Genomic DNA, 26,481 nt, shown 5'->3' on the forward strand with positions numbered 1-26,481 from the left:
TCCTGGTTTAGTTCGGTTGGCGATCAGTTCCAGGTGCTGGCGCATGATGTCCTTATTAACAAACGGCGTGATGATGGCTTCAGTTTCTCCTGTTGCGGGACAGACTGCGCCGAAGAGGTGCGCGTATTCAAACTGCTGCTGTTTTAGCGCTCTGGGTCTACTGCCTTTCGGTGCCCAGAGTCGTGTTGTTGTATTTTGCTGACCAAATCTGGCTTCGTCCTGAAACCAAATATCAATCTGGTGTGGTCGTATATGGATTGGTGTGTGAAGGTTAGTTTCCATCAGGAAGTTTTTTAAAAGCCGTTTGAGCTTCATCAGACTGCTTGGGGTGTTTTGAACGGCTGGTTATCCGACTGAAATCAAGCGCATTAAGTAATAAGTATACATTGACCATCACACTGTAAGTAGCTTGCAGGATAATGCTGAGTTTTATATGGGTGCTTCTTTGGGGGAAGCATGCAAAGTCTTTGGCTTGGTGAACCTAGATAATTTGTTGTTTACAGCAACCTTACCTTACTGACGTTGTCCCCAGAAACTCCGGGATACCTACAATGCCATAGCTTTGCCTGAAAAAGCTGCAATCAGCGGGGTTTGTACCAAAAAGTCCTTTACCTTTAGGAAGGCTTTTTGCATAATGCCCCTCGTTCCACAGGGGTGTAGTTCCAATTGGTAGAACAGCGGTCTCCAAAACCGACGGTTGCGGGTTCGAGTCCTGCCACCCCTGCCACATTCCAGACGGCCTGCATAGTAATATGCGGGTCGTTTTCCTTTTGTAGATATCATAAAGTGCTTGAGGTCGATATGGACCCGTTTATTTACCACCTAGCACTGTCAGCTTGCAGATATCTTTAAAACTACTGTTACAGGGTTAAACCCTGCCCGGTGCCAAATAAGATAACGGCTCACGCAACACGCGTAAGCCGTATAGATTAATACTCAGTTTGTTTCAGCATTAGCCGCTAATTCATGCCGTTTCTGAACGCCGTATCAAAGTGATGCCAGATTGCTGCACTAACAAGCTGCGCAGCATCCAGGCGGTCTTTTCATGCAGCTGAATACGCTGGGTCAGCAGATCTGCCGTTGCTTCGTCATTGGCCTGGTTCACCAGAGGATAGAGTGCCCGGGCGTTGCGAATAATGATCTCTTGGCCTTCCAGCAGTTCCTCAAGCATCTGTTTGGCATCTGTGATGCCTGAGTCTTCTTTGATTTCGGTCTGAGCGGCGTAGGCGCTGTAGGAGCCCAAGGCTCTTTCACCCAGGGCTCTGACCCGCTCTGCGATGACATCCACCGCGGCAGCCAATTCGGTGTACTGCTCTTCAAACAGTTGGTGTAGGCTGGTGAACATGGGACCTGTCACGTTCCAGTGGAAGCTGTGGGTTTTGAGATAAAGGCTGTAGGTGTCAGCAAGTAAGCGATTCAAACCGTTGGCTATTTCCAGGCGATCGGCTTGGTTGATCCCGATATTGATATTCATAATATAACCTCCGTAAATGATCTGTTTTCTATATTACTCCGGAAGATAATTAGTTAAAGTGGATAAACTAGATGTCCGCAATCGATTTTGTTTGAGTTGATAGCCAAGGGATTTGCTCTCAGGTCACAGACAGTTGCTGAGCAAGCTGGTATTCTAAAGCGCTTAACTTGGAAGCTCTGTTGCGGGTTTCTTTCAGTCATTTTTGCCCTTCTTGTTCGTCCCTCGGCTATGGGTTTTGGGCGACATTTTCAAACTGCGTTAAAGCGGAGCGCAATCACCATGAATAAATATCTGCACGCCATGGGAATAGAGCTGTGGCGCAGTAGAAAAGACTCTCCCTCCCAGGTGCCTTTCATGCTGTTGGTGCCAGATGCTGATGAGCGTGTATTGCAACATCCCCTGGTGCTCAAGGTGTTGGCGTTATTGGGATTGGAGGCAGGGCAGTGCAGCGTCGGTAATCGGCCTGTGGCTGGGCAAGAGGTGATATGGAATATGTTCCCTGAGCCTGTTGAAGGGGCCTGGCTACACTCATCGCAGCCGGTGCAATTAATGTCAGGCAGTGAGGGCAAGCGCGCCCTATGGCAACAGATTTGGCACAGATTGGAGGCGAAGTGACTGAGGTTATCGCAATCAGAGCCTTGGAGGCCAATGACCTCGACGAGATGATGAAAATTGAACAACTGGCCCATGAGTTTCCCTGGAGTGAGGCGACTCTGGGCAGTTGTTTTGGTCGTTTTTACCGCGCTCTGGGGTTATATCTAGGACCGGAGCTTCAAGGCTTTTGCTTGCTGCAGGTCTTGTTCGAGGAAGCGACCCTGATGAATATCTGTATCGCTCCTGCCGCACAAGGTCAGGGTTTGGGGCGGCAATTATTACAGGCGGCAATCGAACTGCTTAAAGAGACTGGTGTGGAGAGACTATTGCTGGAAGTCAGGGTGGGTAATGCTGCCGCTATCGCCTTGTACCGACGCCTAGGCTTTATTGAGACCGGCTCCAGGGCCGATTACTATCAGGCCAAAGAGGGCCGGGAAGATGCTCTGTTGATGGAGTTGTCTCTTCACGCCTCTTAGTTCTCCTTGGCTCTTAGAGCATCCCGGCTAATATGGCTAGAGGCTGTTATGTCAGAGCTTTTGCCGCTAACCCTAAAGCTTTAAATTGTGCCCATAAATAGAGAAACAGCGCCTTTGGGCGCTGTTTCTTTAGGTGCTTGGACTTGCTCTATTTGACCTCTTTCCCCTGGGCCTGAAGGTCTGCATGGTAGCTTGAGCGAACCAGCGGGCCACAGGCAGCGTGGGTAAAGCCAAGTTCGGTTGCCAGGTTGTGGAAGTCGTCAAACTCCTTGGGAGTCACGTAACGCTCCACCGGCAAGTGGAACTTGGATGGCTGCAGATACTGGCCCAGAGTCAGCATGTTGACATTGTGAGCGCGCAGATCTCTGAGCACCTGTTCAATCTCTTCATTGCTTTCACCGAGTCCGAGCATGATCCCCGATTTAGTCGGGATATCCGGATGACGCTCTTTAAAGCGTTTGAGCAGATCCAGTGACCACTGATAGTTGGCACCGGGACGGGCCTTACGATAGTGAGCCGGAGCCGTTTCCAGGTTGTGGTTGAATACATCCGGTGGCTCGGTCGCCAGAATATCCAGCGCCTGATCGATACGGCCGCGGAAGTCAGGCACCAATATCTCTATCTTGATCTCAGGGTTGAGTTTGCGGATCTCACGGATACAGTCGGCGAAGTGCTGGGCGCCGCCGTCACGCAGATCGTCACGATCCACAGAGGTGATCACCACATACTTGAGCTTCATATCCTTGATGGTCTGCGCCAGCTTGAGAGGCTCCTCGGCGTCAGGCTTGAGTGGGCGGCCATGGGCTACGTCACAGAAGGGACAACGCCGGGTACAGATGGCGCCGAGGATCATAAAGGTGGCTGTACCATGGTTGAAGCACTCGGCCAGGTTTGGACAGGAGGCTTCTTCACACACTGAGTGCAAACCATTTTTACGCAGTGCCTGTTTGATATCCAGGATCCGCTGATTGGAAGATGGCAGCTTAACCCGCAACCAATCGGGCTTGCGCAGCATGGTGTCGCGCTCTGATGGCACAACTTTGACCGGGATACGGGCAACCTTTTCGGCGTCCCGCAATTTCACTCCGGGCTGTAATCTTTCTGGCCTATTCATATGACTCTGCTAATCCTTGGTGATGCACTGTTTGCTCATAGCCCAAACGCTGGCTAAAAGTTTCAATCAGGTGTTGGCCTGCCTCCTCGACACTCTGGGGACCACCGAGTGCTTTGCACTGGGCCATTTCGAGTCCGGCATAACCACAGGGGTTGATACGACGAAAAGGAGCGAGATCCATGTCGACATTCAGCGCCAAGCCGTGGAATGAGCATCCCTTACGGATCCTCAACCCCAAAGAGGCTATTTTACGCTCCTCGACATAGACACCCGGCGCATCGGACTTGGCATAGGCCGGAATATCGAAGCGCTTGAGCAGCTCCACCAGGCTTTGTTCTATGTCGGTAACCAGCTGTCTTACCCCAAGCTTGCGCCGTTTGATGTTGATAAGAGGGTAGGCGACCAATTGCCCCGGGCCATGGTAAGTTACTTGACCACCGCGATCCACCTGGATCACCGGGATATCACCGGTGTTGAGCAGGTGCTCGCTCTTACCGGCCTGGCCTTGGGTGAAAACCGGTGGATGCTCCACCAGCCAGAGTTCATCCGGGCTGTGTTCGTCACGGGTGTCGGTATAGTGCTGCATGGCATGCCATACAGTCTCATAATCCATGTTACCCAAGTGGCGGATATGCAATGTATTGTCTGGCAAGGGCAACGTCTCCCCCTCTGTTTGAGATGATAGCAATCAGTATCAAGCTGTGCTCACTCTCTGATACCGGCAGGTATTATACGCTTTGGCAGGAAAAATGTAATCCAGATCACACTTTCTCTGCCGAGTGCCAGGTATCAGAGTACCCGGCGAACGCCTTCAATAGCGGCAAGTTCAGTGTACAAGGTTTCGATATGTTCCTTGCTGGTCACTCTCACATTTATGGTCACCGAGATGTAGGTGCCTTTGCTGGAGGCCTTGGTGGTAGGGCTGTAATCGCCGGGGGCGTGCTTCTGGACGACTTCGACTACGCGGTCGGCCAGGGTATCGCTGGCATCGCCAACCACTTTAAATGGGAAGGAGGTTGGAAACTCCAGATACTGATCAAAGGTGGTACTTATCATGGGATTGAGATTCTCATGGCAAAATAATAACAGCTATATGGCGGCTATTATATCCCAATTCAAGGGGCGGATCTTCTCGTGAATAGCATAGAGAGTTTGACAAAGGGCGCCGGCCATTGACGGCGCCCTTGGGCGTTACAGCGGCGAGGTAGCCTGTTCGAGCCAGGCCAGTGATTCGCCACTCATCAGCGGTGACAGGGTCTGATAAACGCGGCTGTGATAGTCATTGAACCAATTGAGCTCAGCTTCAGTAAGCAGACTCTTGTCTATCAAGCGTTTGTCCATAGGGATCAGAGTCAGAGCGTCGAACTCGAATATCTCCCGTTCGGCTCCTTTGAGCGCTTCACAGGGGCGTACTTCCACCAGGTTTTCCAGACGGATACCAAAGGCATCTGCCCGGTAATAGCCGGGTTCGTTGGAAAGCACCATTCCGGGCAGCAAAGGAACGGCATTGAGGTTCTTGCCTATTCTTTGCGGGCCTTCATGAACGCTGAGGAAGTGGCCAACACCATGGCCCGTGCCGTGGTCGTAGTCAAAACCGTGCTGCCACAAGTATTGACGGGCGAAGGCATCCAGTTGTTGCCCCGTAGTGCCCCGCGGGAAGCGGGCCTGATCCAGGGCGATATGTCCCTTGAGCACCAAGGTCACCATTTTCTTCTGTTCGGCGCTGACTTCACCTATGGCTATGGTGCGGGTAACGTCTGTGGTGCCGTCCAAATACTGGGCGCCAGAGTCCACCAGATAGATGCTGTTCATCTCCATCATGGCCGGAGTGCCGTTGAGATGGTTGTAGTGGCACATGGCCGCATTGCCGCCGGTGGCGGAAATAGTGTCAAAGCTTGGCTCGCGGTAGAGGGGATCCTCAAGGCGATAACTCTCAAGCTTATCTGCCAGAGTGCCTTCATCATAGAGTCGGCCAGCAGCCACTTCGGCATCCAGCCAAGCCAGGAAACGGCTCACGGCAACGCCGTCACGGATATGACTGGCGCGGATTCCCTGCAGTTCGGCACTGTTTTTACAGGCCTTGGGCAGTGCCACAGGATCGAGTCCGGCGATCAGTTTGGCGCCGGCGGCTTTGGCCTGTAATTGGCTGAAGGCGTTGGCATTATTGGGATCGGCTAAAAGTTTTCTGCCTTCAAGCGCTTGCAGCGCTTCGGCGAGTTCCGCCTCGGCGCGGAAGCTGACACCGGCCCCTACGTGGGCTTCAATCCCCTGGGGTAACTTGGCAAGCTCGGTAAACAGTGTCATCTCACCATTGGCTTCCAGCAGGGCACAGCCCAGTACCACGGGCAACCTGGGCACGTCCTGACCGCGGATATTGAGTAACCAGCAGAAGGAGTCCAGCGCCGCTATCAGCGCCACATCGGCCCCGGCCTTTTTCACCAGGGCGCCGATTTCACTGCGCTTCTGTTCGCTGCTCTTGCCGGCAGACTCGGCATTGAAGAGGATAATGGGCTTGTTTTCCGGCACGGGTCTGTCTTGCCAGTGCAAATCTACCGGGTTGTTGTCAAGCGCCACCAATGTCATCCCCGCCTTGCTCAGCGTGGCTTCGGCATCCTGCTGCCAGGCCAGGGTATGCAACCTGGGATCGTAGCCAATGCGGCAACCGGCCGGCAGCTTTTCCGCCAACCATTGTGCCTGAGGCATATCTGTCAAGCTCTCATAACTGAACAGGGTCGAGTCCACCTGTTGCCTTACCTGCACTGTGTAGCGGCCATCAGTAAAAATGGCGGCGCAGTCCTTCATCACAATCGCCATCCCCGCCGAGCCGGTAAAGTCGGTCAGCCAATGCAAACGCTCGTTGTGCGCCGGCACATACTCGCCGAGATACTCGTCGGCACGGGGCTGAATAAAGGCATCGAGTTGGTGTTTGGCCATTTCGCTGCGCACGGCATTAAGCCGTGATGCGATATGGGGGCTCTTGGGCGATTGTGATTGCAACATAGGGGCTCCGCTGATGGTCGGCTTGGCTACCCTTGGCCGACCTTGTCTTTATGAGTGATAGCGGATTATGGCAAGCCCTGAAGTCGCTTCGCAAGGGCTTGCATGAGGAAATCCTTGTGGCAGCTGTAAAGGGGGCCCAAGTCAATTGCTGCCAAACAGAGTCGCTATGCCCACCAGAAAGGAGCTAACCAGAGTTGCCATTACGCCTTTACTGACATCTTCACTCTTTACTCTGTCATCGCTTGGTTGTTGATCCCGCGCCAGCTTTTCATTGCGCTGCTCGACATTGTCGGCCACGTTGTCATAGAGATCCTGAGAAGGGGAGTAAGGCTGGTTACTGCAGCCTGCCCCCATGCCCAGAAGCAAGGTCAACAGTAGCACTCTGATACAGTTTCGCTTTCCCACAGTGTTCTTCCTTGAATGAAAATGTTAAAACTGATTGGCTTAGGTTAACCCTATGTGTGTTTATTGGCCTGTTCAAGGTTTTTATCTGTCTCGATTTTTATTCAAGGATGCCTTTATGCCGCTAAATGTTTGGGTGTTGATGTTGGCGCAGGCCTTTGCCATGAGTGCCACACCTATCATGGTATTGCTCGGAGGCATAATAGGGGCAGAGCTGAGCCCGGTTCCCTCGCTGTCGACATTGCCTATCGCCATGATGGTAGTCGGAGTCGCTGTGGCGATTGTGCCTATCAATATCTTGATGCAGCGTTTGGGACGGCGACGGGTATTTATCGGTGGCGCCCTGCTGACCAGTATGGCGGGTGTTATGGCGGCGCTTAGTGTTTGGTATGCCCAGTTCTGGGGATTTTGTGCCAGCGGTCTGCTGCTCGGATGCGGCGGCGCCATTATCCAGCAATACCGGTTTGCCGCCATGGAGTCAGTGGCGCCGACTCTGTCTGCCAAGGCAGCCAGCCGGGTGTTGCTTGGTGGTTTGCTCGCCGCCTTCCTCGGGCCAGAACTGGCCTTGCTGGCCAAGGATATTCTGCCGGTAACCTACACAGGTGCATTTTTGATGGTGACTCTGGTCGGTGTGCTGGCGCTGGCTTGCTTGTTGTTTTATCAAGATGAAGGCCCGGTGCTCAAAGCCTCCAAGGTTGAGAGTATGGATATTCGGCCATTGTCGGTTATTTTGCGTCAAAGCCGACTCTGGGTTGCCTGCGGCGCTGCAGTTATAGGCTATGCCTTGATGAGTTTTATCATGACGGCGACCCCTGTGCATATGCATCACATAGAGCATCACAGCCTTGAGGATACCAAGTGGGTGATCCAGAGCCATGTGATTGCCATGTATCTGCCTTCGCTGATAAGTGGCTACCTGATAGCCCGTTTGGGGCATACCCGCATCATGTTGGCCGGGCTGGCGCTTTACTGCCTGACCTTGGCTCTGGCGCTGGCGGGGCGTGACCTGCTCAACTATTGGAGTGCGCTGGTGATGTTGGGTGTGGGTTGGAACTTCCTGTTTGTTGCCGGCACTTCGCTGTTGCCTGGCTGTTATCGCACCGAGGAGAGGTTCACTGTGCAGTCTTTCAACGATTCTCTGGTATTTGGCTCTCAGGCGTTGGCCTCTCTGGGAGCCGGCTGGGTCATTTATCAGCTTGGCTGGCAGTTGCTATTGGTGATCTGTATTCCCGCCATTGCGACCCAACTTATCCTGATAGCATGGTGGAAGTTAAGTAAAAGCAAAGCGTTACAAATAACAGAACCTTGATGATTAGGTGCGGTGCCGGCAGCACTGTGCTAACATCTTAGGCCGTCTACCGCCTCTGGCGGTACGGTAAAAAGGGGTTTATTGATGTCGACATTAACGATCGAAGTGGGGACTGAAACCGCGCTGTTTCAGCTGCGGCAAGGGGAAACAACAGAACAATATAAAATCCCCACCGGAGAGAATTTCACCATAGCAGATCTCAATCGGCAATTGGCTGAACTTGAATCTGATTATGGGCTTGCAAACTACCGTCTGGCACTGGCCTTCCCCGGCATGGTGCGAGACAACCAACTGATATCCTGCCGAGCCTTGCCTGCACTGGTGGGGCTTAACCCGGAAAAGCTCAGTAGCCGTGGTGAACTGGTGGCCATTAGCAATGATATCCACGCCGGTCTGCACGCCATTGCCAGCGTCAAACACCAGTGCGAACTCTTGGTGATGTGTGGCACAGGGATCGGTATGTCACTGGCGCTCAACGGCCGGGTGTTCAGCGGTGCCAATGGCCTGGGCGGTGAGCTTGGCGCTTGCCGGGTGATGACGGAGTCGGGGGAATTCAGCCTCGAACAGTTGGCCAGCGGCGAGTCGGTACGGCGTCGACGCTTGCGTAACCCGGTGGAACTCTACCGCGCCGGGGCTTATTTGGGGATGGGCATAGCCTGGGCGGTTAACCTGCTCAATCCGCAAAAACTCTGGCTCGCCGGTAGCATGTTGGCCAATGCCGACTACTACAAGGGCTGTGTCAGCGGTGTTAAAGACTTGGCGGTTCCAGCCACTGTCAGTCAGTGTCAGATAAGTCGGGTCGACGATATGGAGACCTTGGTCTGCCGCGGCCTGCAAGTAATGCTGATGCAACAGGCCTGATACTCTGGCTCAAGGGGGGAGACATCCCCCTTCAAGCTGGTTCCTGGCAGGCCTGACGCATCTTCAACCAGAAGGCCCTTTGGCACAGGTTGCTGAAGGCTTTTTGTTTTGGGCTGATATCGTTTCCTTTCAGCACCCGATAACGGGTCCAGTTATCTTCGCAAAGCTCGCCGATGTTGGACCGGTTTGGCTCCTGTTCCAGCTCCTGCTGTTTTTCGATAATGGCGCCATCGGCAAAGTGATATTGCCATAAACCTTCATCGTCCGTGGTGTGAATTTGCACCGACTCCAACAGCTCAGTGCAGCTTGTTCGTCCCTCTATAGCCAGAATATAGTTGGCAAGATCCTGCATGTTGTACTCCCGCGTTTGGCGCAAGCAGCATATCAGCGGTCACCGGAAATTGGTAATTTCGTTTGTACTTTAAAATTTGCATGCAATATTTGCATACAATATATTAAAAATCCGAAACAGATTAGTACCCAATTAATAAAAACAATCAAGCAGGAGAAGTCTATGAGCACAGGCGTTGGTGGCTCAACCCCGGAGCAGGAGTTGGCAAAGCTGGTGGATATGACTCGGGATGTCACAGCGGTGGATGCCGCCGAATTCAAAACCAGGCAACAAAATGCCCAGGCGCTGATGCAAGAGTTGGGGATAGATGCCCTCTATCTCAATGCCGGCACCAATCTTTACTATTTCTCCGGCCTGCGCTGGTATGCCAGTGAGCGTATGGTCGGGGCGATTTTGCCCTGTCGTGGTGAGCTGGAATACCTGGCGCCGGCATTTGAGCTCGACACCCTCAAAGGCTTTATGTTGCAGCCTGGACAGGTTAACACCTGGCATGAGCACCAGAGTCCCTATGTGCTGTGCCGCAATGTGCTTGAGCGCATGGGCTGTCTGCGCCCGGGCGCCGTTCTGGCTATAGATGAATCAGCCCCTTTCTTTTTGTTTGATGGCCTGCGTGAGACTTGCCCCGAGCTTGCCTTTGTCAACGGCGCCAAGATTAGCGCCCAATTGCGAATGCATAAATCGCCCGCCGAGCTGAGGCTGATTCAGCGGGCGATGGATATGACGCTCGAAGTGCACAAGGCCGCCGCCAGAATATTACGCCCGGGGATCAGTACCGCCGAGGTGGAAGATTTTATCGATAAGGCCCATAGAGCCGTGGGTGCCAATGGTTCCTATTTCTGCATAGTACTCTTTGGTGAAGACAGTGCCTATCCCCATGGGGTCAAGTCGCCCAAGACGCTGGCGCCGGGCGACACTGTGTTGATAGACACAGGCTGTCAGCTGCATGGTTACAACTCGGATATTACCCGCACCTATGTATTTGGTACGCCAAGCGAGCGGCAGCGGCAATTGTGGGCACTGGAGCAGGCAGCGCAGCGGGCCGGTTTTGAAGCGGCGGCTTTAGGTGCGCCCTGCAGTGGTGTCGACAAGGCGGCCAGAGCCGTGTTGGAAGCGGCCGGTTTCGGGCCTGGATACCAACTGCCGGGACTGCCCCATAGAACGGGCCACGGCATAGGCCTGGATATTCATGAGTGGCCCTATCTGGTTGATGGCGACAACACCCCACTGGCCGTTGGTATGTGTTTTTCCAATGAGCCCATGCTTTGTGTGCCCGGCGAGTTCGGCGTTCGCCATGAAGATCACTTCTATATGACGGCAGAGGGGCCACGCTGGTTTACCCAGCCGGCTAAGTCGATTGACGATCCCTTCGCGCAGGGGGATAAGTTGTAACAGTTCCTTGCCCGGATAACAAAACCATCAGTCAGCCTGTATTGGCTGACTGATTTTGGGCTGAGCTCGAAATCAAGCGCCAATCATGTCCATCAAATGCAATCTTTACCGGTAAAAATTGACTGACGTTAGTTGTTATCGCGATAGGCGGCGATTTTGGCGAGTGCAGCCTTGATTTCCTGCTTGCGACCCGCATCTGCCAGCTCGCGCCCTGGCCTTGGGGCGGCTTCGAGCGCTTTTTGCAGGAAAGGCAGGGCTTCGTCATACCTGTCCTCTTCCAGCAGGAAGTCGCCGTAAAAGTAGTTGCTGTCTATACCATCGGGGTTGAGCTCCAACGCTTGTTTCAGCAACTCCTCGGCCTTGTCATCGTCCCCAAAGCCCAGCGGCCAGCCGGGCACCTTGTAGTAAAGCACCCCGAGACTCGTATAGGCAGAGCCCTTGAGCGCGGTGGGATCTTGCTTAAGCGCCTGCTCAAAGTCACTACGAGCCCGCTTGGCATACTTGAGGGCACCGAGGCCGCCGCTGACCCCGGCATAGGTAGAGTTGATAATGCCGTGCCAGATGCGCACGCCCGTACTTTGAGGGTGGGACTGCACCGACTCATCTGCCAGCTTCAGCAGTTTGACAAAGGCTTTTTCCTGCTCGTCGCCGCTGAGTTGATAGTTGTTGATGGCCCAGTCGTGTTGCAACTGTTTGACAGCCAGATCGCTGGCGTCATCGGCCCAGAGCGAAGGACTCACCAGCAGCGCCGCGCTCAGGCACAAGAGTTTAAATGGCTTCATGTTTCTCTCCTTCGGTGATGGGGTTGGCCGTGTCTTGTGTTGGCATGGCCCTTTGGCAAAACTGGCGGATAAGTGGCAGTTTCTTGCGGGTATCATTGTTAACCAGGCCAGGCAGCAGGGCGTTTATCCGCACAAAAAGCTTTTCCGGCCAGCCGATAAAACGGCGGCCCCGGCGATTATCGGCCAGATCGCGACAGAGGATGTCGGCCACCCATTCAGGGCTGTCCTGACGGTTGCCGAGCGCTGAATTGAGCTGGCGCATCGACTCAGTGTTGAGTTCGGTATCCGTGGCTCTGGGGGCGAAATAGAGCACCTTAATCTTGCTGTCGGCCAACTCCCGCTCCAGTGCTTCGGTAAAGCCCCTGAGGCCAAATTTACTGGCACAGTAAAGACTGGAACCCGGGTAGCCTATGCTGCCGAGAATGGAGCCGACATTGATGATGGCGGCCTCGGACTGGCGTTTGAGCAAGGGCAGCAGGGTGCGGCAACAGTTGATGGGCGCCTCCAGGTTCACCGCCATCATGGCGCGGGTATCACAGGTGTCGCTGGCTTCCAACATGCTGAGTTGATTGACTCCGAGGCAGTTGATCAACACCTTGGGGCTGAACACCCCGGCGGCCTGGCGCAGCTGGCATTGACCGCCACTGCTGGTCAGATCGGCGCTTAAGGTGTGATGTTCTCCGGCAAGGCTCTGTTTCAGGATATCGAGCTTGGCTTGATCCCGGCCGCAGAGCAGCAGCCTGGCGCCTTTGGCGGCCAATGCCCTGGCGATGGCGCTACCGATGCCGCCACTGGCGCCGGTGATGATGACATTCAAATGTTTGAGTTCCATATTGGTCACCGTTTTCAGGAGGCCAGCGCCAAGGCCTGGGCCGGCGCCAGCTCGCGGAAGATGTTGCCGTAGAGGCGGTAGAAGTTGTTGGCGGCGTGAATGATCAAGGCCTGTTCTTCGGGATCCTCAATCCGGTTCATCAGCCCTTCAAAAAACTGGATATGTTGCTTGTCCAGCTCGCCGTGAGACTTGAGATAACTGAAGGCCGAATCCGGCAGCCCCAGGCGCGATTGCACTTTCTCGGCCGCCAGCAGCGCCAGATTGATGCTGGTGCCTTCCAGTACATTGACCATGCCGAAAAAGCCCAGCGGACTTACTCGATTCACCATGTCGTAGGCGTAAGCCACCATGAGTTCGGTGGCAAACAGCGGCGTGCTGCGTCTGGCCTTTTCCTTGTCAAAACCGCAGGCGGCTATGTCATTGAGGATCCACTCCTGGTGGCCTTGCTCCTCTTCGATATATTCGGCTACCGCCACCCTGAGCCATTCCTTGCTTTCCGGCAGTCTGGCGCCTGTGGCCATGAGCAGCGGCGAAGTGTGCTTCACATGGTGATAGGCCTGGTGCAGGAAGGCGACATAGTCCTCCAGGCTTATCTCTCCTTGCAGGCATTTGCCTATGATGGGACTGGCCTGCAGATACTCGCGTCCGCTCTGGGTTGCTTGTTGTAATTGGTCGTAGAAATTCATTATAAGGTTCCCTCAAGATATGGGGTTTCAGATAGATAGAGCTGTTCTATTTGAGCGGCCAGGGCGCTCAGCAGTGAGGCGCGCTTGACCCTGCCATTGGCGGTGGTGTGAGGCTTGAGCTCGGTTTCATTCAGTCTTATCCAGCGTTTGATCCTGGCGTAGTCGGGCAGTGTGGCATTGACCGCATCCAGCCAGGTCTGGAGCTGCTCATCACTGACTTGGTGCGGAGCGCACAGTAGCGCGCTGAGCCAGGGTCTGGCGTCGCCAAGGACCATACACTGACTCAGCAGCGGTTTGGCCATCAGCGCCGACTCCACCCACTCAGGGCTGATATTGCGGCCAAAGGAGCTGATAAGCAGATGCTTGCGGCGCCCGTTAATGGCGAGTACACCTTTATCGAGCAGGCCAAGGTCGCCGGTGGCGACTTCCCCCTGGCCCCAAGTCTCGGGTTGGCCGAGATACCCCAGGTGACTGGCGCCGCTGACATGGATTTCGCCGCCGCGAATGGTGACTTTGCAGTGAGGCAACACAGTGCCGGCAAAGCCGGGAGTGTCTTTGTCCGGGGTGTTGAGCGCCACGACGGAGCCGCATTCCGACAGGCCGTAACCTTCATAAACCGGCAATCCAAGCTCCCTGGCCCGCAGCTGCAACTCGGGGGCGACCTTGCCGCCACCAACGGCGACAAAGCGCAGTGAGTTTGGCGCTTGCCAACCTTGCTCGCAGGCCCCGACCAGCAGAGTCAGCAACTGAGGAATGAGGATCATGCTGCTCGGCTGCGCTTGGCTTATGGTCTGCAGCAGCGCCCGGCTGTCGAGTCTTGAGCTGCCGTGCATGCCGCGCGCTTTATCAGAGGGCAGCAGCACAGTGCCGCCGCACAGCAAGGGGCTGTAAATACCGGCGATGTTTTCCAGCAAGGTGCTCAAGGGCAACAGACAAAGATGCCTGGGGCTGGGCAGGGCCGTGACTTTTGCAAGCGATTCGGCCACCCGCCATTGATGCTCGCTGCTGAGACACACCCCCTTGGGATTACCGGTAGAGCCTGAGGTAAAGGTAACTTTGGCTGTACCCTGTGGGACTTGTGGAAAAGCCGCCGTATTCTCGGCGCAAACACTCTGTTGGCCCGGATGTCCGTCGCAGAGCTGTCCCTCAGATAGCCGCTCGTCATATAACTGCCAGCCGTATAGATTGCAGCCCAGTTCACTGAGACCTTGGTAAGGCGCGAAACCCTTTGGCAAACAAGGCTGAATTTGTGGGCTTTCGCTCAGCACCAGCTCAACCGAGGTTTGTTCAAGGCAGTTTGCCAACTGCTCTTGGGAGAAAAACAGCGGCAAGGGCAGGCAAAGAACTCCCGCCTGCTGGCAGGCGAGATCCAGTATCGCCCACTGGACACTGTTGCCGGCATGCAGTGCCAGGCTACGGATATTGAGGCGTTTGAGGAAATCACTGTAGCGGCGGATTTCCGTTTTCAGTTCAAGGTAGCTGAGTTGCCGCTCAGCATCGCTAAGGGCAATGGCCTGATCTTCGCCGTTGAGTTTGCCCAGGACATCCCAATCAAGGTTGGTTCCGGTGCCTGACTCAGAGATATTGGCTTGATTTAATTGAGGTGATGGAGTCATAGGCTTGATTCCCGGGTTCTGGCATAAGCCAATTCGGCCGCCATGGAGTTGATATCCGATTCGTGCCTTTGTGCCAGTCGTCTCAAGCGGGGGCTGGTTTCTATCACTTCTTGGGCGAGGCGCAGATCGCCAATCATGACTTTGGGGTTGTTGCGGTAGTAATTGCCCCAGATGGCGCTGTCACCTTCCAGTCGCTCAGGATCGGCGCTGCACAGCAGCATGGGCGAAAAGCCCAGCAGTTTCATTAGCGCTTCCACCTGCTCTGTGACGGTAAAGACCATATACTCAAAACCGGCTCTGGCCAGAGTGGCGGCAAGCAGTACCAGCAGCAGGGGCCCTGAACTCTTATTGGTGAGTGCCAGATTGCCCACTTCCACCAAGGAAGCCCTATCCACCGGGCGTTTGGCCAGCAGTGCCACCTGTTGCTCTATGGGGGCTTCTAGGTATTGCTCCAGAAACAAAGGATAGTAACATCCGGCCCTGAGGCCGAAGGCGCCCTGAGGCTGACCTTTAATGGTCAGTTGCAGTAAGAAAGGTAAAAATTCCTTGAGCCTGGCGCCATGCACCTGAAAGTATTTGGCGGCGATATAGTCTTCGACCTCAGTGCGGCCCTCTGCCTGTTCATGGAACAGGCGACACTCGGGAAGCACATGAGGCGGGTTGGCAGAATGTGGGACGTCCTTTTCCAGGGCAGACAGGGGAAACTGCTTGACCATAGAGATACTCCGGATCTGTTAACCAGTATCCAAAGCCTAGAAAAGCAGTCTTAAGAAATACTTATGTGTCCATTAATATTTTATCAATTAGATAAAAATCAATGAGTTGGTTTTAGCTTTTATTGTTCTTTCGTCGCTTGGGGCAATACAACAGCCCCAAAAGCAGCAGCAAGCCACTCAGCCCCAGTACCGGCCATTGACCGACCCGGCTGAACAGGGTCTGGCCTTCGACCAGAGGCACTTCAGCGGTGAGTACACCTTCTACAAACTGCGGCAGTTTGGCACTGATATTGCCAAATTCATCCACCACGGCGGTAACGCCGTTGTTGGTGGCTCGCAGCAGAGGTCGGCCCAATTCGGCCGAGCGCATCTGGGCTATCTCCATGTGTTGCAACGGGCCATTGGATTCACCAAACCAGGCATCGTTGGAGACGGTCAGCAACACCTGGGTATCCTCGGCGACGTTGGCCCTGAGCTGCTCGGGGAAAGCGATTTCATAGCAGATTGCCGGTGCCAGAGTATGACCCAACGCCGTCAGATTATTTTGCTGATAACTGCCTCTGGCAAATGAGGACATGGGCAGGTTGAAGAAGGGGGCCAGGGGCCGCAGCAGCGACTCCATGGGCACAAACTCGCCTATTGGCAGCAGGTGATGCTTACGGAACTGATTGTCGCCAGCTGCGCTATAGTTGGCGTTTTGTTGCTGTTTCTGATGATGATTTCCCAGCACGATCAGCGAGTTGTAGAAGTCGCCATTTTGCTGGCTGATGATACCTGTGATGATGGCGGCATCCCGCAGATTGGCGACCTTGTTGGCGTTGTCGAGAAACTCGGCCACCATGCTTTCGGGGGCCGGTATCGCTGCCTCGGGCCAGATCACCAAGTCTCTGTCCAGATGCGGGCGGGAGAGATCCATATACTTGAGCATAGTCGGCCAGAGCGCGTCCGGCTCCCACTTCATGCTCTGGGGAATATTGCCCTGCACCAGCGCCACGCTGAGGGTCTCGCCGGTGCGCTCAACTGTTGAAAATCGCGGCGCCTGCCATACGAGCAGGGCCAGTAGCGCCGAGCTCACCACCAGGCTGAGCCAGCGACGTTTGAGCAGCAGCACCAGGCTTGCTGCCAACAGCGCTACCGTAAAACTGAGCCCCAAAGTGCCTATCATTGAGGCCAGTGGCTTCAAGGGGCCAGAGGTTTGGCTATAGCCGCCCCAGAGCCAGGGAAAACCGGTGAGTACCCAGCCCCGCAGCCATTCGCACAGGGTCCAGAGCGCCGGAAACAGCCCCAGTAGTTGCCAGTTATGACGCTTGGGCGCCAGTCGTGCCAGCAGGGCACCGGCCAGCGCCGGATACAAGGCCAGATAGAGGGCCAACAGGGCCATCAGGCCCATGGAAGCAATTAGCGGCAAGCCACCGAATCTGTCCATGCTGACATGCACCCAGCTGATCCCGAAGGCGAAGGCGCCAAAGCCAAAGCTGAGCCAATAGCCAAAACTGGCCTTGGGGGAAAGCTTATCACTGTGCCAAAGGCCAAAGGCCAGCGCCAGCGGGTAGATGGGCCAGAGATCGTAGGGGGCAAAGGAAAGTGCCGTACTGGCACCGGCCAAAAAGGCCAGTACCAGACGCAGCTTGGGATGGCGTTTAAGCGCCGCTAATGTGGACTTCACTGGTCGTTACTGTCTTCAGTATCGTTGGGATCGGGTAGTTTCACCCTGAGTTGCAATAAACGACGGGTATCGGCACTGATCACTTTGAATTCAATGCCGTCGATGACGATCTTCTCGTTGCGCTCCGGCAGGTGACCGAAGGCGTGGGACACCAATCCGCCGACTGTGTCGAACTCTTCATCACTGAAATGGGTGTTGAAGGTTTCGTTGAAATCTTCAATCTCGGTCAGTGCCTTGACCATGTAAACCCGGTTACCGGCTTTACGGATCTCAGACTCGTCGCTGTTGTCGTGATCGAACTCATCTTCGATATCGCCGACAATCTCTTCGAGAATATCTTCAATGGTGACCAGGCCGGAAACACCACCATATTCATCAACCACAATCGCCATATGGTAGCGTTGGGAACGGAACTCTTTGAGTAGCACATCCACTCTCTTGCTCTCGGGCACCACAACGGCCGGGCGGATCACTTTTTCCAGTGAGAAGGGTTCTTCACTGTTGTTGAAGCCGTACTTCAGCAGATCTTTGGCCAGCAGTATGCCTTCGATATGGTCTTTGTCTTCATTGACCACAGGAAAGCGGGAATGAGCAGAGTTGATGACAGTGTTGAGCAGTTCCTCAACAGAGTCATTGAATTGGATGGCGACAATTTGCGCTCTGGGGATCATTATGTCCCTTACACGCAAATCAGATACCTCTAAAACACCTTTTATCATCTCGCGGGTATCTTCTGTGATGAGCTCACGCTGCTCGGCATCGTGGATCACCTCAACCAGATCTTCGCGATTTTGAGGTTCGCCCTGGAATAACTGGCTTACACGGTCAAACCAGCCTTTCTTATGGGCGCTGGTACTCGGGGGGATATCGTCACTCATAGTGTTCTTCATGACAGGGCGAACCCTGGCAATTATTGCTCCTTGTATGGGTCAGTAAAACCTAAGCTTTCAATGAGTTGGGTCTCTAGCGACTCCATTTCTTCGGCTTCGGCATCTTCGATGTGATCATAACCTAGCAGATGCAGGCAACCGTGCACAACCATATGTGCCCAGTGCGCCTGTAGCGGTTTATGCTGTTCACCGGCTTCATTTTCAACGACTGAAACGCAAATGACAAGATCCCCGAGTAATGGCAGGGTTATTCCCGGTGGCGCTTCAAACGGAAATGACAATACATTGGTGGGCTTGTCTTTGCCGCGATAGTCCCGGTTCAACTGCTGGCTCTCTTCGCTGTCCACCAGACGTATGGTCAGTTCGGCCTGCTCCATACTATTGCCTATGGCAGTACGGGCCCAGAGCTCGAAATCGCTCTGGGATGGCAGGTTTTGCGCTTCTGTAGCCAGTTGCAGGTCCAGTTGCAGATCAAGACTCATGGGCGCCGGCCTCTGTCAGTTGATATTGGCTGTCGCGTTGGGCCTTGGCCGCCTGCTGGCGCTGATCGTGCGTTTCATAGGCTTCCACTATGCGGGCGACTACCGGGTGGCGTACCACGTCCTGGGCCTGGAAGAAGTTGAAGCTGATCTCTTCTACTTCGCTCAGTACTTCAATGGCGTGGCGCAGGCCGGACTTGGCGTTGCGCGGCAGATCTATCTGGGTAATGTCACCTGTGATCACCGCCTTGGAGTTGAAGCCGATACGGGTGAGGAACATCTTCATCTGTTCCACCGTGGTATTTTGGCTCTCATCGAGGATGATAAAGGCGTCGTTGAGGGTGCGGCCACGCATATAGGCCAGCGGTGCGACCTCGATAACATTGCGCTCTATCAGTCGCTCGACCTTCTCAAACCCGAGCATCTCAAACAGGGCGTCATACAGAGGCCTGAGGTAAGGGTCTACCTTCTGGCTCAGATCGCCGGGCAGGAAGCCCAGTTTCTCACCGGCTTCTACCGCAGGGCGGGTTAGCAGAATGCGGCGGATCTCCTGACGTTCCAGCGCATCCACGGCGGCGGCAACAGCCAGATAGGTCTTGCCGGTACCGGCGGGGCCTATGCCGAAGGTGATGTCATGGCGCACTATGTTGGCCACATATTGGGTCTGGTTGGGATTGCGCGGCTTAATCACCCCTTTGCGGGTCTTGATATAGTGCTCTTTGGGTTCTGCACCGCTGTCGTCGGCTTCCAGGGCAATGGCTTCCTGAATGGCGATATGCACCTGCTCGGGCTCAAGATCCGGAGTCGAGCCTTTTACCGGCGCGGTTTCGACATAGAGCTGTTTCAGCAGGTTGTTGGCGGTGAGGCAGTTACGCGGCTGGCCGACAATCTGAAAATGGTTGTTGCGGTAGCTTATCTCGACGCCCACCCGGCGCTCGAGCTGTTTGATATTGTCATCGAACGGACCACACAGAGACGCCAGACGGCGGCTGTCGGCCGGTTCGAGATACAGATTCATGGTGGTTAATTTGTGAGACAAACAAAAACTCCTGTTGATGTCATCTTTGATCAGTTTACGAGCGTGAAGGCATAAATGCTAACGGAAAATCGAGCCTAAAATAAAACGGCCCGGGTCCGAAGAGCCGGGCCGCCGTGGAAGTCTCGGCGCTTACGGGGTGAACTGAGTCACGCCCAGGGTGTCTTCCTGATTATGCTTGGCCAGAATATCACTGGGGCGCAGGCTCTTGCGCAAGTCCATCTCATCTTCTCCGCGAACAAACTTGCCGCGCAGCGAGTTGGTGTAGACATCGACGATTTCCACGTCCACGAAGCTGCCTATGTGCTTGGGCTGGCCTTCGAAGTTGACCACCCGGTTGTTTTCGGTGCGGCCGCGCAGTTCCATGGGATTTTTGACCGATGGGCCTTCCACCAGAATACGCTGCACTGTGCCCAGCATCTGGCGGCTGTAGCGTTGCGCCTGTTGGGTGATTCTGTCTTGCAGAATTGCCAGGCGCTGCTTTTTCTCTTCCATATCCACATCATCCGGCAAGTCGGCCGCCGGGGTGCCGGGACGGGCACTGTAGATAAAGCTGAAGCTGTGGTCAAAGCCCACTTCTTCAATCAGCTTCATGGTGTCGGCAAAGTCTTCTTTGGTTTCGCCGGGGAAGCCGATGATAAAGTCGGAACTTATCTGAATATCCGGCCGCGCCTTGCGCAGACGGCGAATGATTGACTTGTACTCGATTGCCATATGGCCGCGCTTCATCTGGGTCAGAATGCGGTCTGAACCTGATTGCACCGGCAGGTGCAGGAAGCTTACCAGCTCAGGAGTGTCTTCATAGACGTCGATAATGTCCTGGGTGAACTCTATCGGATGGCTGGTGGTAAAGCGGATGCGGTCGATACCGTCGATGGCGGCCACATAACGCAGCAGCTCGGCAAAGCTGCAAATTTCGTCATCATGGGTCAGGCCGCGATAGGCGTTAACGTTTTGTCCCAGCAGGTTGACTTCACGCACCCCTTGCTCGGCCAGTTGAGCGATTTCCAGGATGATGTCATCCAGTGGCCGACTGACTTCTTCACCGCGGGTATAGGGCACCACGCAGAAAGAGCAGTACTTGCTGCAGCCTTCCATGATGGAGACAAAGGCGGTGGGGCCTTCAGCGCGGGGCTCGGGCAGACGGTCGAACTTCTCGATTTCAGGGAAGCTGACGTCAATCACCGCCTGGTCGCCGCTGCGAACCTGGTTGATCATCTCTGGCAGACGGTGCAGGGTTTGGGGGCCGAAGATAATATCCACGCACTGGGCGCGTTCTTTTATCGCCTTGCCTTCCTGCGAAGCCACACAACCACCCACGCCAATGATCAGCTCAGGATTCTTGTCTTTGAGTGTTTTCCAGCGGCCCAGCTGATGGAATACCTTTTCCTGCGCTTTTTCACGAATAGAACAGGTATTGAGCAGCAGAATATCTGCCTCATCAGCCTCTTCGGTCAGGGTGTAGCCCTGAAATTCGTTTAACAGATCGGCCATCTTGGATGAGTCGTACTCATTCATCTGACAGCCCCAGGTTTTAATATGGAGTTTTTTACTCATCAGTTTTGCGTCGCTCTTCGGAACCACTTAAAAAATAGCGCGCCATTTTACCCGCTGTTCAGTCCGCTGACCAGCTTTTGAACGCCAGGACTGAGAATTACTCTGGTGGCTGTAGTACCCCTTCAAAAAGTATGGGTAAACGATTATCGGCCAGCTGAATGTCCTGCTGTTGATAAAACTGCTCAGCCATCTGTTGGGTACCGGCGCGAGCCTGAAGATAGATATCCTCCAGTACCTCTATATGAAAGCCGGCCATGGTTTCCGTGATTTGTTGATATAGGGCATAATTCAGCGACGAGCGATAGGTTACAGTTATCACTTCCATCTGGTCTGCCGTGGTGGCGGCCAGAATATGACCAGAGCTAAAGGCGGCCGGGACGATAAGGGCTGCGGCTATCAGGCTGTTGGTAAGTTTGCACATGGTATCCTCACTTGTTGATGTCGATAACCGCCAATGCGGTGTTGGCTATGACAGATACTGCTTGGACACACTGAGGCTAGCCTATGGTTGCCAAGACTCGTGTGTCGGCTTGTAAGCAGGTGTTTCAGGAGGGCCGGCAGCAACATTTGCTCATGATTGAAGCCAAAACAGTTACCATTGAACACAACTCTGTGGCCAAGGCGGCAGAGAAGAGAGACAGCAGGAAAGGCATAGTGACAGAACAACATGAGACCAAGGATATCGTCATCATAGGTGGCGGTATGGTAGGTGCGGCAACGGCGCTGGGGTTAGCCAAACTCGGGCTGGAAGTGGCGCTGGTGGAGGCCTTTGAACCCGAGGCCTTTGATGCCTCGCAACCTCTGGATGTCAGGGTCTCGGCCATCAGCGCCGCATCGGAGGCACTACTCGAGCGTTTGGGGGCATTCGATACTCTGCTCGGTATGCGCCATGTGGCCTATCGTGGCCTGGAAACCTGGGAGATGGAAGGCTGCATAACCCGTTTTCATGCCAGTCAGATTAAGGCCGAGCGTCTGGGCCACATAGTGGAAAACCGTTTGGTGCAGCTGGCACTGTGGCAGGAATTCGACAACTACCCCAATCTGACACTCTGCTGTCCGGCGCGGGTCGGGCGCATGGTGCGCTCCTGTGCCGGCATCGAGGTTAGCCTGGACGATGGTCGAGTGTTCGATGCCCGCTTGCTGGTGGGGGCCGATGGTGCCAACTCCAGAGTGCGCCAATGGGCCGGAATTGGTATCAGCGGTTGGGATTATTCCCAGTCCTGTATGTTGATCAATATCGCCACCGAGTGCGAAGAGCAGGATGTGACCTGGCAACAGTTTACTCCGCAAGGGCCGCGTTCCTTGCTGCCATTGCCGGGCAAAAATGCGTCCCTGGTTTGGTATGACGATGCCAAACAAATTCGCAGTTTGATGCAGCTAAGCGACAGCCAACTGAAGCAGGCGATCATCAATCACTTCCCCGATAGGCTCGATCCCCACTTCGAAGTGTTGGCCAAGGGCAGTTTTCCGCTGACCCGGCGCCATGCGCAGCAATACTATCGCGATAACCTGGTGATCCTGGGGGACGCGGCTCACACCATTAACCCGCTGGCGGGGCAGGGGGTTAACCTGGGCTTCAAAGACGTCGAAGCCTTGATAGCGACAATCACCCAGGCGCTGGAAAAGGGCGAAGACTGGTCAAAGGCCACAGTGCTTGAGGGGTTCCAAAAGCAGCGCTGGTTTGACAATCAGTTGATGATGACAGGCATGGATCTCTTCTATGCCGGTTTCAGTAACGATCTGTTGCCACTTAAACTGCTGCGTAACGCCGGCCTCAAGCTGGCGGATATCAATACTCCGGTTAAGCAGCAAGTGCTCAAGTATGCGCTGGGGCTGAGATAACCCCGGTCGATTTGTTGATTGTCGCAAGAGAGTGCTAAAATGCCGCGTTTTTATAAGAATGCGGCATTTTTCATTGGCTTTTATGCCGGGTTTTGGCCTGTAACGGTCAAGCTTCAAGAGCGGTGAATATTTGCCTGGCCACCTCTGGCCTTCGCAGAACTTCTCGTTGAATAAACAGAATAGAGACTGATGACAGAGATTAAACTTATCGTCGGGCTGGCCAATCCCGGCGCCGAGTATGCCCAGACCCGCCATAATGCCGGTGCCTGGTATGTGCAGGAGCTGGCCAGAGGTTGCGGTGCCCAGCTCAGTGCCGACAGCAAGTATTTTGGCCTGACTGCCAGAGTTACGCTCAAGGGCCGCGATGTGCGCCTGCTGATCCCTTCCACTTATATGAACCTGAGTGGTAAGTCGGTGGCGGCATTGGCGAACTTCTTCCGTATTCAACCGGAGGAGATTTTGGTGGCCCACGATGAGCTGGACATGCCGCCGGGTGTGGCCAAGTTCAAGCTTGGCGGTGGTCATGGCGGCCATAACGGCCTCAAGGACATTATTGCCAAGCTGGGCAATAACAAGAATTTTTATCGTCTGCGGATTGGCATAGGTCATCCCGGAGACAAGAATAAAGTCAGTGGCTATGTGCTTGGCAAGGCGCCGAGTACTGAGCAGTCGCTGATCGATGCCGCGGTAGATGAAGCGGTGCGCGCCACAGATATCCTCTTTGCCGAGGATATGACCAAGGCGATGCACAGGCTGCACTCCTTTAAAGCGGTCTAAGATTATCCAGGCGTCAGACGCCTGTTTCATTATCCTGTCCGGGGCCGAGTGCGCCGGGCTCAAATTAGAGAGAAAGGTAAACATCATGGGTTTTAAATGCGGCATCGTTGGTCTGCCAAACGTCGGTAAGTCAACTCTGTTCAATGCGTTAACCAAGGCTGGCATCGAAGCGGCAAACTTTCCCTTCTGTACCATAGAACCCAACACTGGTGTGGTGCCAGTGCCGGATGCTCGTCTGGACGCCCTGGCTGAAATCGTTAAGCCTGAGCGGGTTCTGCCGACCACTATGGAGTTTGTGGACATTGCCGGTCTGGTTGCCGGGGCATCCAAGGGCGAAGGTCTGGGTAACAAGTTCCTGGCCAACATCCGTGAAACCGATGCTATCGGCCATGTAGTGCGTTGCTTCGAGAATGACAATATTGTTCACGTGGCCAACAAGGTTGACCCAGCCGGTGATATTGAAGTGATCAATACCGAACTGGCACTGGCGGATCTCGACAGTGTTGAGCGCGCCATACTGCGTCAGCAAAAACGTGCCAAGGGTGGCGATAAAGACGCCAAATTTGAAGTCGAAGTGTTGGAAAAACTCAAGCCGGTACTGGACGAAGGCCATATGCTGCGCACTCTGGATTTGAGCCCGGAAGAACTGGACGCCGTGGCTTACCTGAACCTGCTGACGCTCAAGCCAACCATGTATATTGCCAACGTTTCTGAAGATGGCTTCATTAATAATCCGCATCTGGATACAGTGCGCGCCATTGCCGAAAAAGAAAATGCCGTTGTGGTGCCTGTGTGCGCCGCTATCGAGTCAGATCTGGCGGAAATGGATGAGGAAGAGCGCAGTGAGTTCCTCGAAGAACTGGGCCTGGAAGAGCCAGGGCTTGATCGGGTGATCCGCGCCGGTTACGAATTGCTGACACTGCAAACCTACTTTACTGCCGGGGTGAAAGAAGTACGTGCCTGGACTGTGAGCGTAGGTTCTACCGCACCGCAGGCGGCCGGTAAAATTCACACCGACTTTGAGCGTGGCTTTATTCGGGCTCAGGTTATGGCCTATGATGACTTTATTCAGTACAAGGGCGAAGCCGGTTGTAAGGAAGCAGGTAAGTTGCGGGTGGAAGGGAAAACCTATATCGTCAAAGACGGCGATGTGATGCACTTCCTGTTTAACGTATAAAGTGACTCTAAATGGGCGATAGAACACGGATTTGCATATCTGTTGCCCAGTTTGATGGGTTTATAGGCAAACGGCGGGGGCGGCGGGATTTAGCCTAAAAAAGCTGTTGACCTGAATAACCTGAATAAGCATAATACGCCCCGTTCCTCGGCACGGGGAACAGCAAAGTTATCGTGGCTATGTAGCTCAGCTGGTTAGAGCACAGCACTCATAATGCTGGGGTCGCAGGTTCAAGTCCCGCCATAGCTACCATCCTTCTTGGGATGTCAAAACAAGAGACACTGCGGGAGTGGTGAAATTGGTAGACACGCCAGATTTAGGTTCTGGTGCCGCAAGGTGTGAGAGTTCAAGTCTCTCCTCCCGTACCATATCTGTCTCTTATTGAAATAGCTTTGATTATTGGTGGGGTATCGCCAAGCGGTAAGGCACCGGGTTTTGATCCCGGCATTCCCAGGTTCGAATCCTGGTACCCCAGCCATCTTTACCAAGTTTATATATTGGGGTATCGCCAAGCGGTAAGGCACCGGGTTTTGATCCCGGCATTCCCAGGTTCGAATCCTGGTACCCCAGCCATAAACGCTAAAGAGAAAAAATACAGTGGCTATGTAGCTCAGCTGGTTAGAGCACAGCACTCATAATGCTGGGGTCGCAGGTTCAAGTCCCGCCATAGCTACCATGTTTCTTTAGCAGCAAACTTGGTCTTCACGAGTCTTAAGATTCGTATCGGTTAATACCGACCCTGATGGGGTATCGCCAAGCGGTAAGGCACCGGGTTTTGATCCCGGCATTCCCAGGTTCGAATCCTGGTACCCCAGCCATATTCAACGAAAGAGCCCGTCATAGACGGGCTTTTTTGTATCTGTTTTTCATCGTTTGAACTTTTCAGCTATTGGCATATCGGCGGGATAGAGTCCCAATGCCGTGAAAGGCCATGCCCTCAGCCACGTTATTTGCGCCAATGGCCCTCGGCGGCTCCGAAGGGGGAATTGGTGCATTCTGTGGGAATGGAGTAGCTTGAAACATTTGAAGTGTCCGCAGACATACACCTCATTTCCAGGCACAGGCGAAACTGTGACCGTCGAAAACAGGGCCGAATTTTGTTCCCGACAAATTCGGCATTTCCTAGGTCCTTGCAGGTCAGATGTTTTCGTCGAGGCTACATGGACGTATTCACAACAACATCCCTGTTTAACGGCCAGCTCGTCATCCATGACTCGCGCTCGAAAGCGTGTTGCTGCGCAACTCTCGCCGTGTCATAGGATCGCCTGTACGAAAGGCGCACCGCAGGTGATTGGAGCCCGTAAAAAATGGACACCCAGCATTAATAAAATTAAAAAATGGACACCCAGCATTAATGGCGTGGTAGTTAGCTTCCGACTATGCTTTGTTTAAGCATTTAACAAGGAGGTTATTATGCCGCGCCCTCGCCGAACTCAAATCAGCCTTGAAGATAC

The 26,481-nt window shown here is 54.2% G+C and carries 26 protein-coding genes, 7 tRNA genes and 1 pseudogene; 15 read left to right on the forward strand and 19 right to left on the reverse strand.

Annotated elements, in window-relative coordinates:
- Positions 1–388, reverse strand: a pseudogene (locus AYI96_RS19490) (transposase); the annotation flags it as partial.
- A 262-nt stretch (positions 389–650) separates the two neighbouring features.
- Between AYI96_RS19490 and AYI96_RS19500 the strand changes: the two are divergent.
- Positions 651–727: transfer RNA gene (locus tag AYI96_RS19500), tRNA-Trp, on the forward strand.
- Positions 728–964: 237 nt separating this feature from the next.
- On the opposite strand, the gene dpsA is transcribed toward AYI96_RS19500, so the two are convergent.
- On the reverse strand, positions 965–1,474 hold the full coding sequence (dpsA, locus tag AYI96_RS19505) for a DNA starvation/stationary phase protection protein DpsA (RefSeq protein WP_144362189.1): 510 nt from the start codon (positions 1,472–1,474) through the stop codon (positions 965–967).
- A 279-nt stretch (positions 1,475–1,753) separates the two neighbouring features.
- Between dpsA and AYI96_RS19510 the strand changes: the two genes are divergently transcribed.
- Positions 1,754–2,089 carry a DNA polymerase III subunit psi gene (locus AYI96_RS19510; RefSeq protein ID WP_144362190.1) on the forward strand — a complete coding sequence of 112 codons (336 nt, stop codon included), beginning with the start codon at positions 1,754–1,756 and terminating at the stop codon, positions 2,087–2,089.
- Positions 2,053–2,544: a ribosomal protein S18-alanine N-acetyltransferase gene (gene rimI, locus AYI96_RS19515; RefSeq protein WP_082014367.1), complete on the forward strand. Its 492-nt coding sequence runs from the start codon at positions 2,053–2,055 to the stop codon at positions 2,542–2,544. Before AYI96_RS19510 ends, rimI begins: the two co-directional genes overlap by 37 nt.
- 148 nt (positions 2,545–2,692) lie before the next feature.
- Here rimI and lipA read toward each other — a convergent pair whose 3' ends face one another.
- The 5 genes from lipA to AYI96_RS19540 all read right to left on the reverse strand — a co-directional run bounded on the left by lipA (position 2,693) and on the right by AYI96_RS19540 (position 7,063).
- Entirely contained in the window at positions 2,693–3,658 is a 966-nt protein-coding gene (gene lipA, locus AYI96_RS19520; protein WP_025009861.1) for a lipoyl synthase, read from the reverse strand.
- On the reverse strand, positions 3,651–4,310 hold the full coding sequence (lipB, locus tag AYI96_RS19525) for a lipoyl(octanoyl) transferase LipB (RefSeq protein ID WP_039035899.1): 660 nt from the start codon (positions 4,308–4,310) through the stop codon (positions 3,651–3,653). The genes lipA and lipB overlap by 8 nt, the downstream gene beginning before the upstream one ends.
- 137 nt (positions 4,311–4,447) lie before the next feature.
- Positions 4,448–4,714 carry a DUF493 family protein YbeD gene (gene ybeD / locus AYI96_RS19530; RefSeq protein ID WP_028781166.1) on the reverse strand — a complete coding sequence of 89 codons (267 nt, stop codon included), beginning with the start codon at positions 4,712–4,714 and terminating at the stop codon, positions 4,448–4,450.
- 135 nt (positions 4,715–4,849) lie between these two features.
- Positions 4,850–6,658: an aminopeptidase P family protein gene (locus AYI96_RS19535; RefSeq protein WP_144362191.1), complete on the reverse strand. Its 1,809-nt coding sequence runs from the start codon at positions 6,656–6,658 to the stop codon at positions 4,850–4,852.
- Positions 6,659–6,799: 141 nt separating this feature from the next.
- Positions 6,800–7,063: a hypothetical protein gene (locus AYI96_RS19540; RefSeq protein WP_039035885.1), complete on the reverse strand. Its 264-nt coding sequence runs from the start codon at positions 7,061–7,063 to the stop codon at positions 6,800–6,802.
- 115 nt (positions 7,064–7,178) lie between these two features.
- Here AYI96_RS19540 and AYI96_RS19545 point away from each other — a divergent pair, with 115 nt between their 5' ends.
- Both AYI96_RS19545 and AYI96_RS19550 read left to right on the forward strand, forming a co-directional pair.
- Entirely contained in the window at positions 7,179–8,369 is a 1,191-nt protein-coding gene (locus AYI96_RS19545) for an MFS transporter (RefSeq protein WP_039035886.1), read from the forward strand.
- A gap of 84 nt (positions 8,370–8,453) precedes the next feature.
- Positions 8,454–9,230: an ROK family protein gene (locus AYI96_RS19550; protein ID WP_039035887.1), complete on the forward strand. Its 777-nt coding sequence runs from the start codon at positions 8,454–8,456 to the stop codon at positions 9,228–9,230.
- A gap of 31 nt (positions 9,231–9,261) precedes the next feature.
- Here AYI96_RS19550 and AYI96_RS19555 read toward each other — a convergent pair whose 3' ends face one another.
- Positions 9,262–9,582, reverse strand: a complete 321-nt coding sequence (locus tag AYI96_RS19555) for a hypothetical protein (protein WP_039035888.1) — start codon at positions 9,580–9,582, stop codon at positions 9,262–9,264.
- A 162-nt stretch (positions 9,583–9,744) separates the two neighbouring features.
- Here AYI96_RS19555 and AYI96_RS19560 point away from each other — a divergent pair, with 162 nt between their 5' ends.
- Complete coding sequence (locus AYI96_RS19560) at positions 9,745–10,971, forward strand: M24 family metallopeptidase (RefSeq protein ID WP_039035889.1); 1,227 nt, start codon at positions 9,745–9,747, stop codon at positions 10,969–10,971.
- A gap of 128 nt (positions 10,972–11,099) precedes the next feature.
- Here AYI96_RS19560 and AYI96_RS19565 read toward each other — a convergent pair whose 3' ends face one another.
- The 11 genes from AYI96_RS19565 to AYI96_RS19615 form a co-directional block, all read right to left on the reverse strand.
- Complete coding sequence (locus AYI96_RS19565; protein WP_071476512.1) at positions 11,100–11,753, reverse strand: tetratricopeptide repeat protein; 654 nt, start codon at positions 11,751–11,753, stop codon at positions 11,100–11,102.
- Entirely contained in the window at positions 11,740–12,585 is an 846-nt protein-coding gene (locus AYI96_RS19570; protein ID WP_071476513.1) for an SDR family oxidoreductase, read from the reverse strand. Before AYI96_RS19570 ends, AYI96_RS19565 begins: the two co-directional genes overlap by 14 nt.
- A 14-nt stretch (positions 12,586–12,599) precedes the next feature.
- The gene (locus AYI96_RS19575) at positions 12,600–13,271 is read right to left on the reverse strand and encodes a TenA family transcriptional regulator (RefSeq protein WP_039035891.1); all 672 of its coding nucleotides are present in this window, start codon (positions 13,269–13,271) and stop codon (positions 12,600–12,602) included.
- Positions 13,271–14,887 carry an AMP-binding protein gene (locus AYI96_RS19580; protein ID WP_083399817.1) on the reverse strand — a complete coding sequence of 539 codons (1,617 nt, stop codon included), beginning with the start codon at positions 14,885–14,887 and terminating at the stop codon, positions 13,271–13,273. Before AYI96_RS19580 ends, AYI96_RS19575 begins: the two co-directional genes overlap by 1 nt.
- On the reverse strand, positions 14,884–15,603 hold the full coding sequence (locus AYI96_RS19585) for a thermostable hemolysin (protein WP_071476514.1): 720 nt from the start codon (positions 15,601–15,603) through the stop codon (positions 14,884–14,886). The genes AYI96_RS19580 and AYI96_RS19585 overlap by 4 nt, the downstream gene beginning before the upstream one ends.
- Before the next feature lie 112 nt (positions 15,604–15,715).
- Complete coding sequence (lnt, locus tag AYI96_RS19590; RefSeq protein ID WP_071476515.1) at positions 15,716–17,269, reverse strand: apolipoprotein N-acyltransferase; 1,554 nt, start codon at positions 17,267–17,269, stop codon at positions 15,716–15,718.
- Positions 17,266–18,147 (reverse strand): CNNM family magnesium/cobalt transport protein CorC, encoded by an 882-nt coding sequence (corC, locus tag AYI96_RS19595; protein ID WP_025011682.1) that lies wholly within the window; start codon positions 18,145–18,147, stop codon positions 17,266–17,268. Before corC ends, lnt begins: the two co-directional genes overlap by 4 nt.
- A gap of 32 nt (positions 18,148–18,179) precedes the next feature.
- Positions 18,180–18,641 (reverse strand): rRNA maturation RNase YbeY, encoded by a 462-nt coding sequence (gene ybeY / locus AYI96_RS19600; RefSeq protein ID WP_039035893.1) that lies wholly within the window; start codon positions 18,639–18,641, stop codon positions 18,180–18,182.
- A complete protein-coding gene (locus AYI96_RS19605; protein WP_039035894.1) occupies positions 18,631–19,677 on the reverse strand; it encodes a PhoH family protein in 1,047 nt (348 codons plus the stop codon). The genes ybeY and AYI96_RS19605 overlap by 11 nt, the downstream gene beginning before the upstream one ends.
- Before the next feature lie 129 nt (positions 19,678–19,806).
- Positions 19,807–21,231, reverse strand: coding sequence for a tRNA (N6-isopentenyl adenosine(37)-C2)-methylthiotransferase MiaB (gene miaB / locus AYI96_RS19610; RefSeq protein ID WP_039035895.1), 1,425 nt, complete (start codon positions 21,229–21,231; stop codon positions 19,807–19,809).
- Between the two features lie 97 nt (positions 21,232–21,328).
- On the reverse strand, positions 21,329–21,652 hold the full coding sequence (locus AYI96_RS19615) for a hypothetical protein (RefSeq protein ID WP_052248273.1): 324 nt from the start codon (positions 21,650–21,652) through the stop codon (positions 21,329–21,331).
- A gap of 152 nt (positions 21,653–21,804) precedes the next feature.
- Between AYI96_RS19615 and AYI96_RS19620 the strand changes: the two genes are divergently transcribed.
- From AYI96_RS19620 to AYI96_RS19660, 9 genes are all read left to right on the forward strand, one after another.
- Complete coding sequence (locus tag AYI96_RS19620; protein WP_082014368.1) at positions 21,805–23,073, forward strand: FAD-dependent oxidoreductase; 1,269 nt, start codon at positions 21,805–21,807, stop codon at positions 23,071–23,073.
- A 189-nt stretch (positions 23,074–23,262) separates the two neighbouring features.
- Positions 23,263–23,850 (forward strand): aminoacyl-tRNA hydrolase, encoded by a 588-nt coding sequence (pth, locus tag AYI96_RS19625; RefSeq protein WP_025011686.1) that lies wholly within the window; start codon positions 23,263–23,265, stop codon positions 23,848–23,850.
- Positions 23,851–23,935: 85 nt separating this feature from the next.
- Positions 23,936–25,027 carry a redox-regulated ATPase YchF gene (ychF, locus tag AYI96_RS19630; RefSeq protein ID WP_144362192.1) on the forward strand — a complete coding sequence of 364 codons (1,092 nt, stop codon included), beginning with the start codon at positions 23,936–23,938 and terminating at the stop codon, positions 25,025–25,027.
- 175 nt (positions 25,028–25,202) lie between these two features.
- Positions 25,203–25,279: transfer RNA gene (locus AYI96_RS19635), tRNA-Met, on the forward strand.
- 31 nt (positions 25,280–25,310) lie between these two features.
- A tRNA-Leu gene (locus AYI96_RS19640) sits at positions 25,311–25,395 on the forward strand.
- Positions 25,396–25,430: 35 nt separating this feature from the next.
- Positions 25,431–25,505: transfer RNA gene (locus tag AYI96_RS19645), tRNA-Gln, on the forward strand.
- A gap of 20 nt (positions 25,506–25,525) precedes the next feature.
- Positions 25,526–25,600, forward strand: a tRNA-Gln gene (locus tag AYI96_RS19650).
- A gap of 26 nt (positions 25,601–25,626) precedes the next feature.
- Positions 25,627–25,703 (forward strand) — tRNA-Met (locus tag AYI96_RS19655).
- Positions 25,704–25,770: 67 nt separating this feature from the next.
- A tRNA-Gln gene (locus tag AYI96_RS19660) sits at positions 25,771–25,845 on the forward strand.
- The last annotated feature ends 636 nt before the right edge of the window (positions 25,846–26,481 follow it).

Origin of the sequence: Shewanella sp. MSW (genome assembly GCF_007636515.1) — a bacterium.
GTDB classification, from domain to species: domain Bacteria; phylum Pseudomonadota; class Gammaproteobacteria; order Enterobacterales; family Shewanellaceae; genus Shewanella; species Shewanella indica.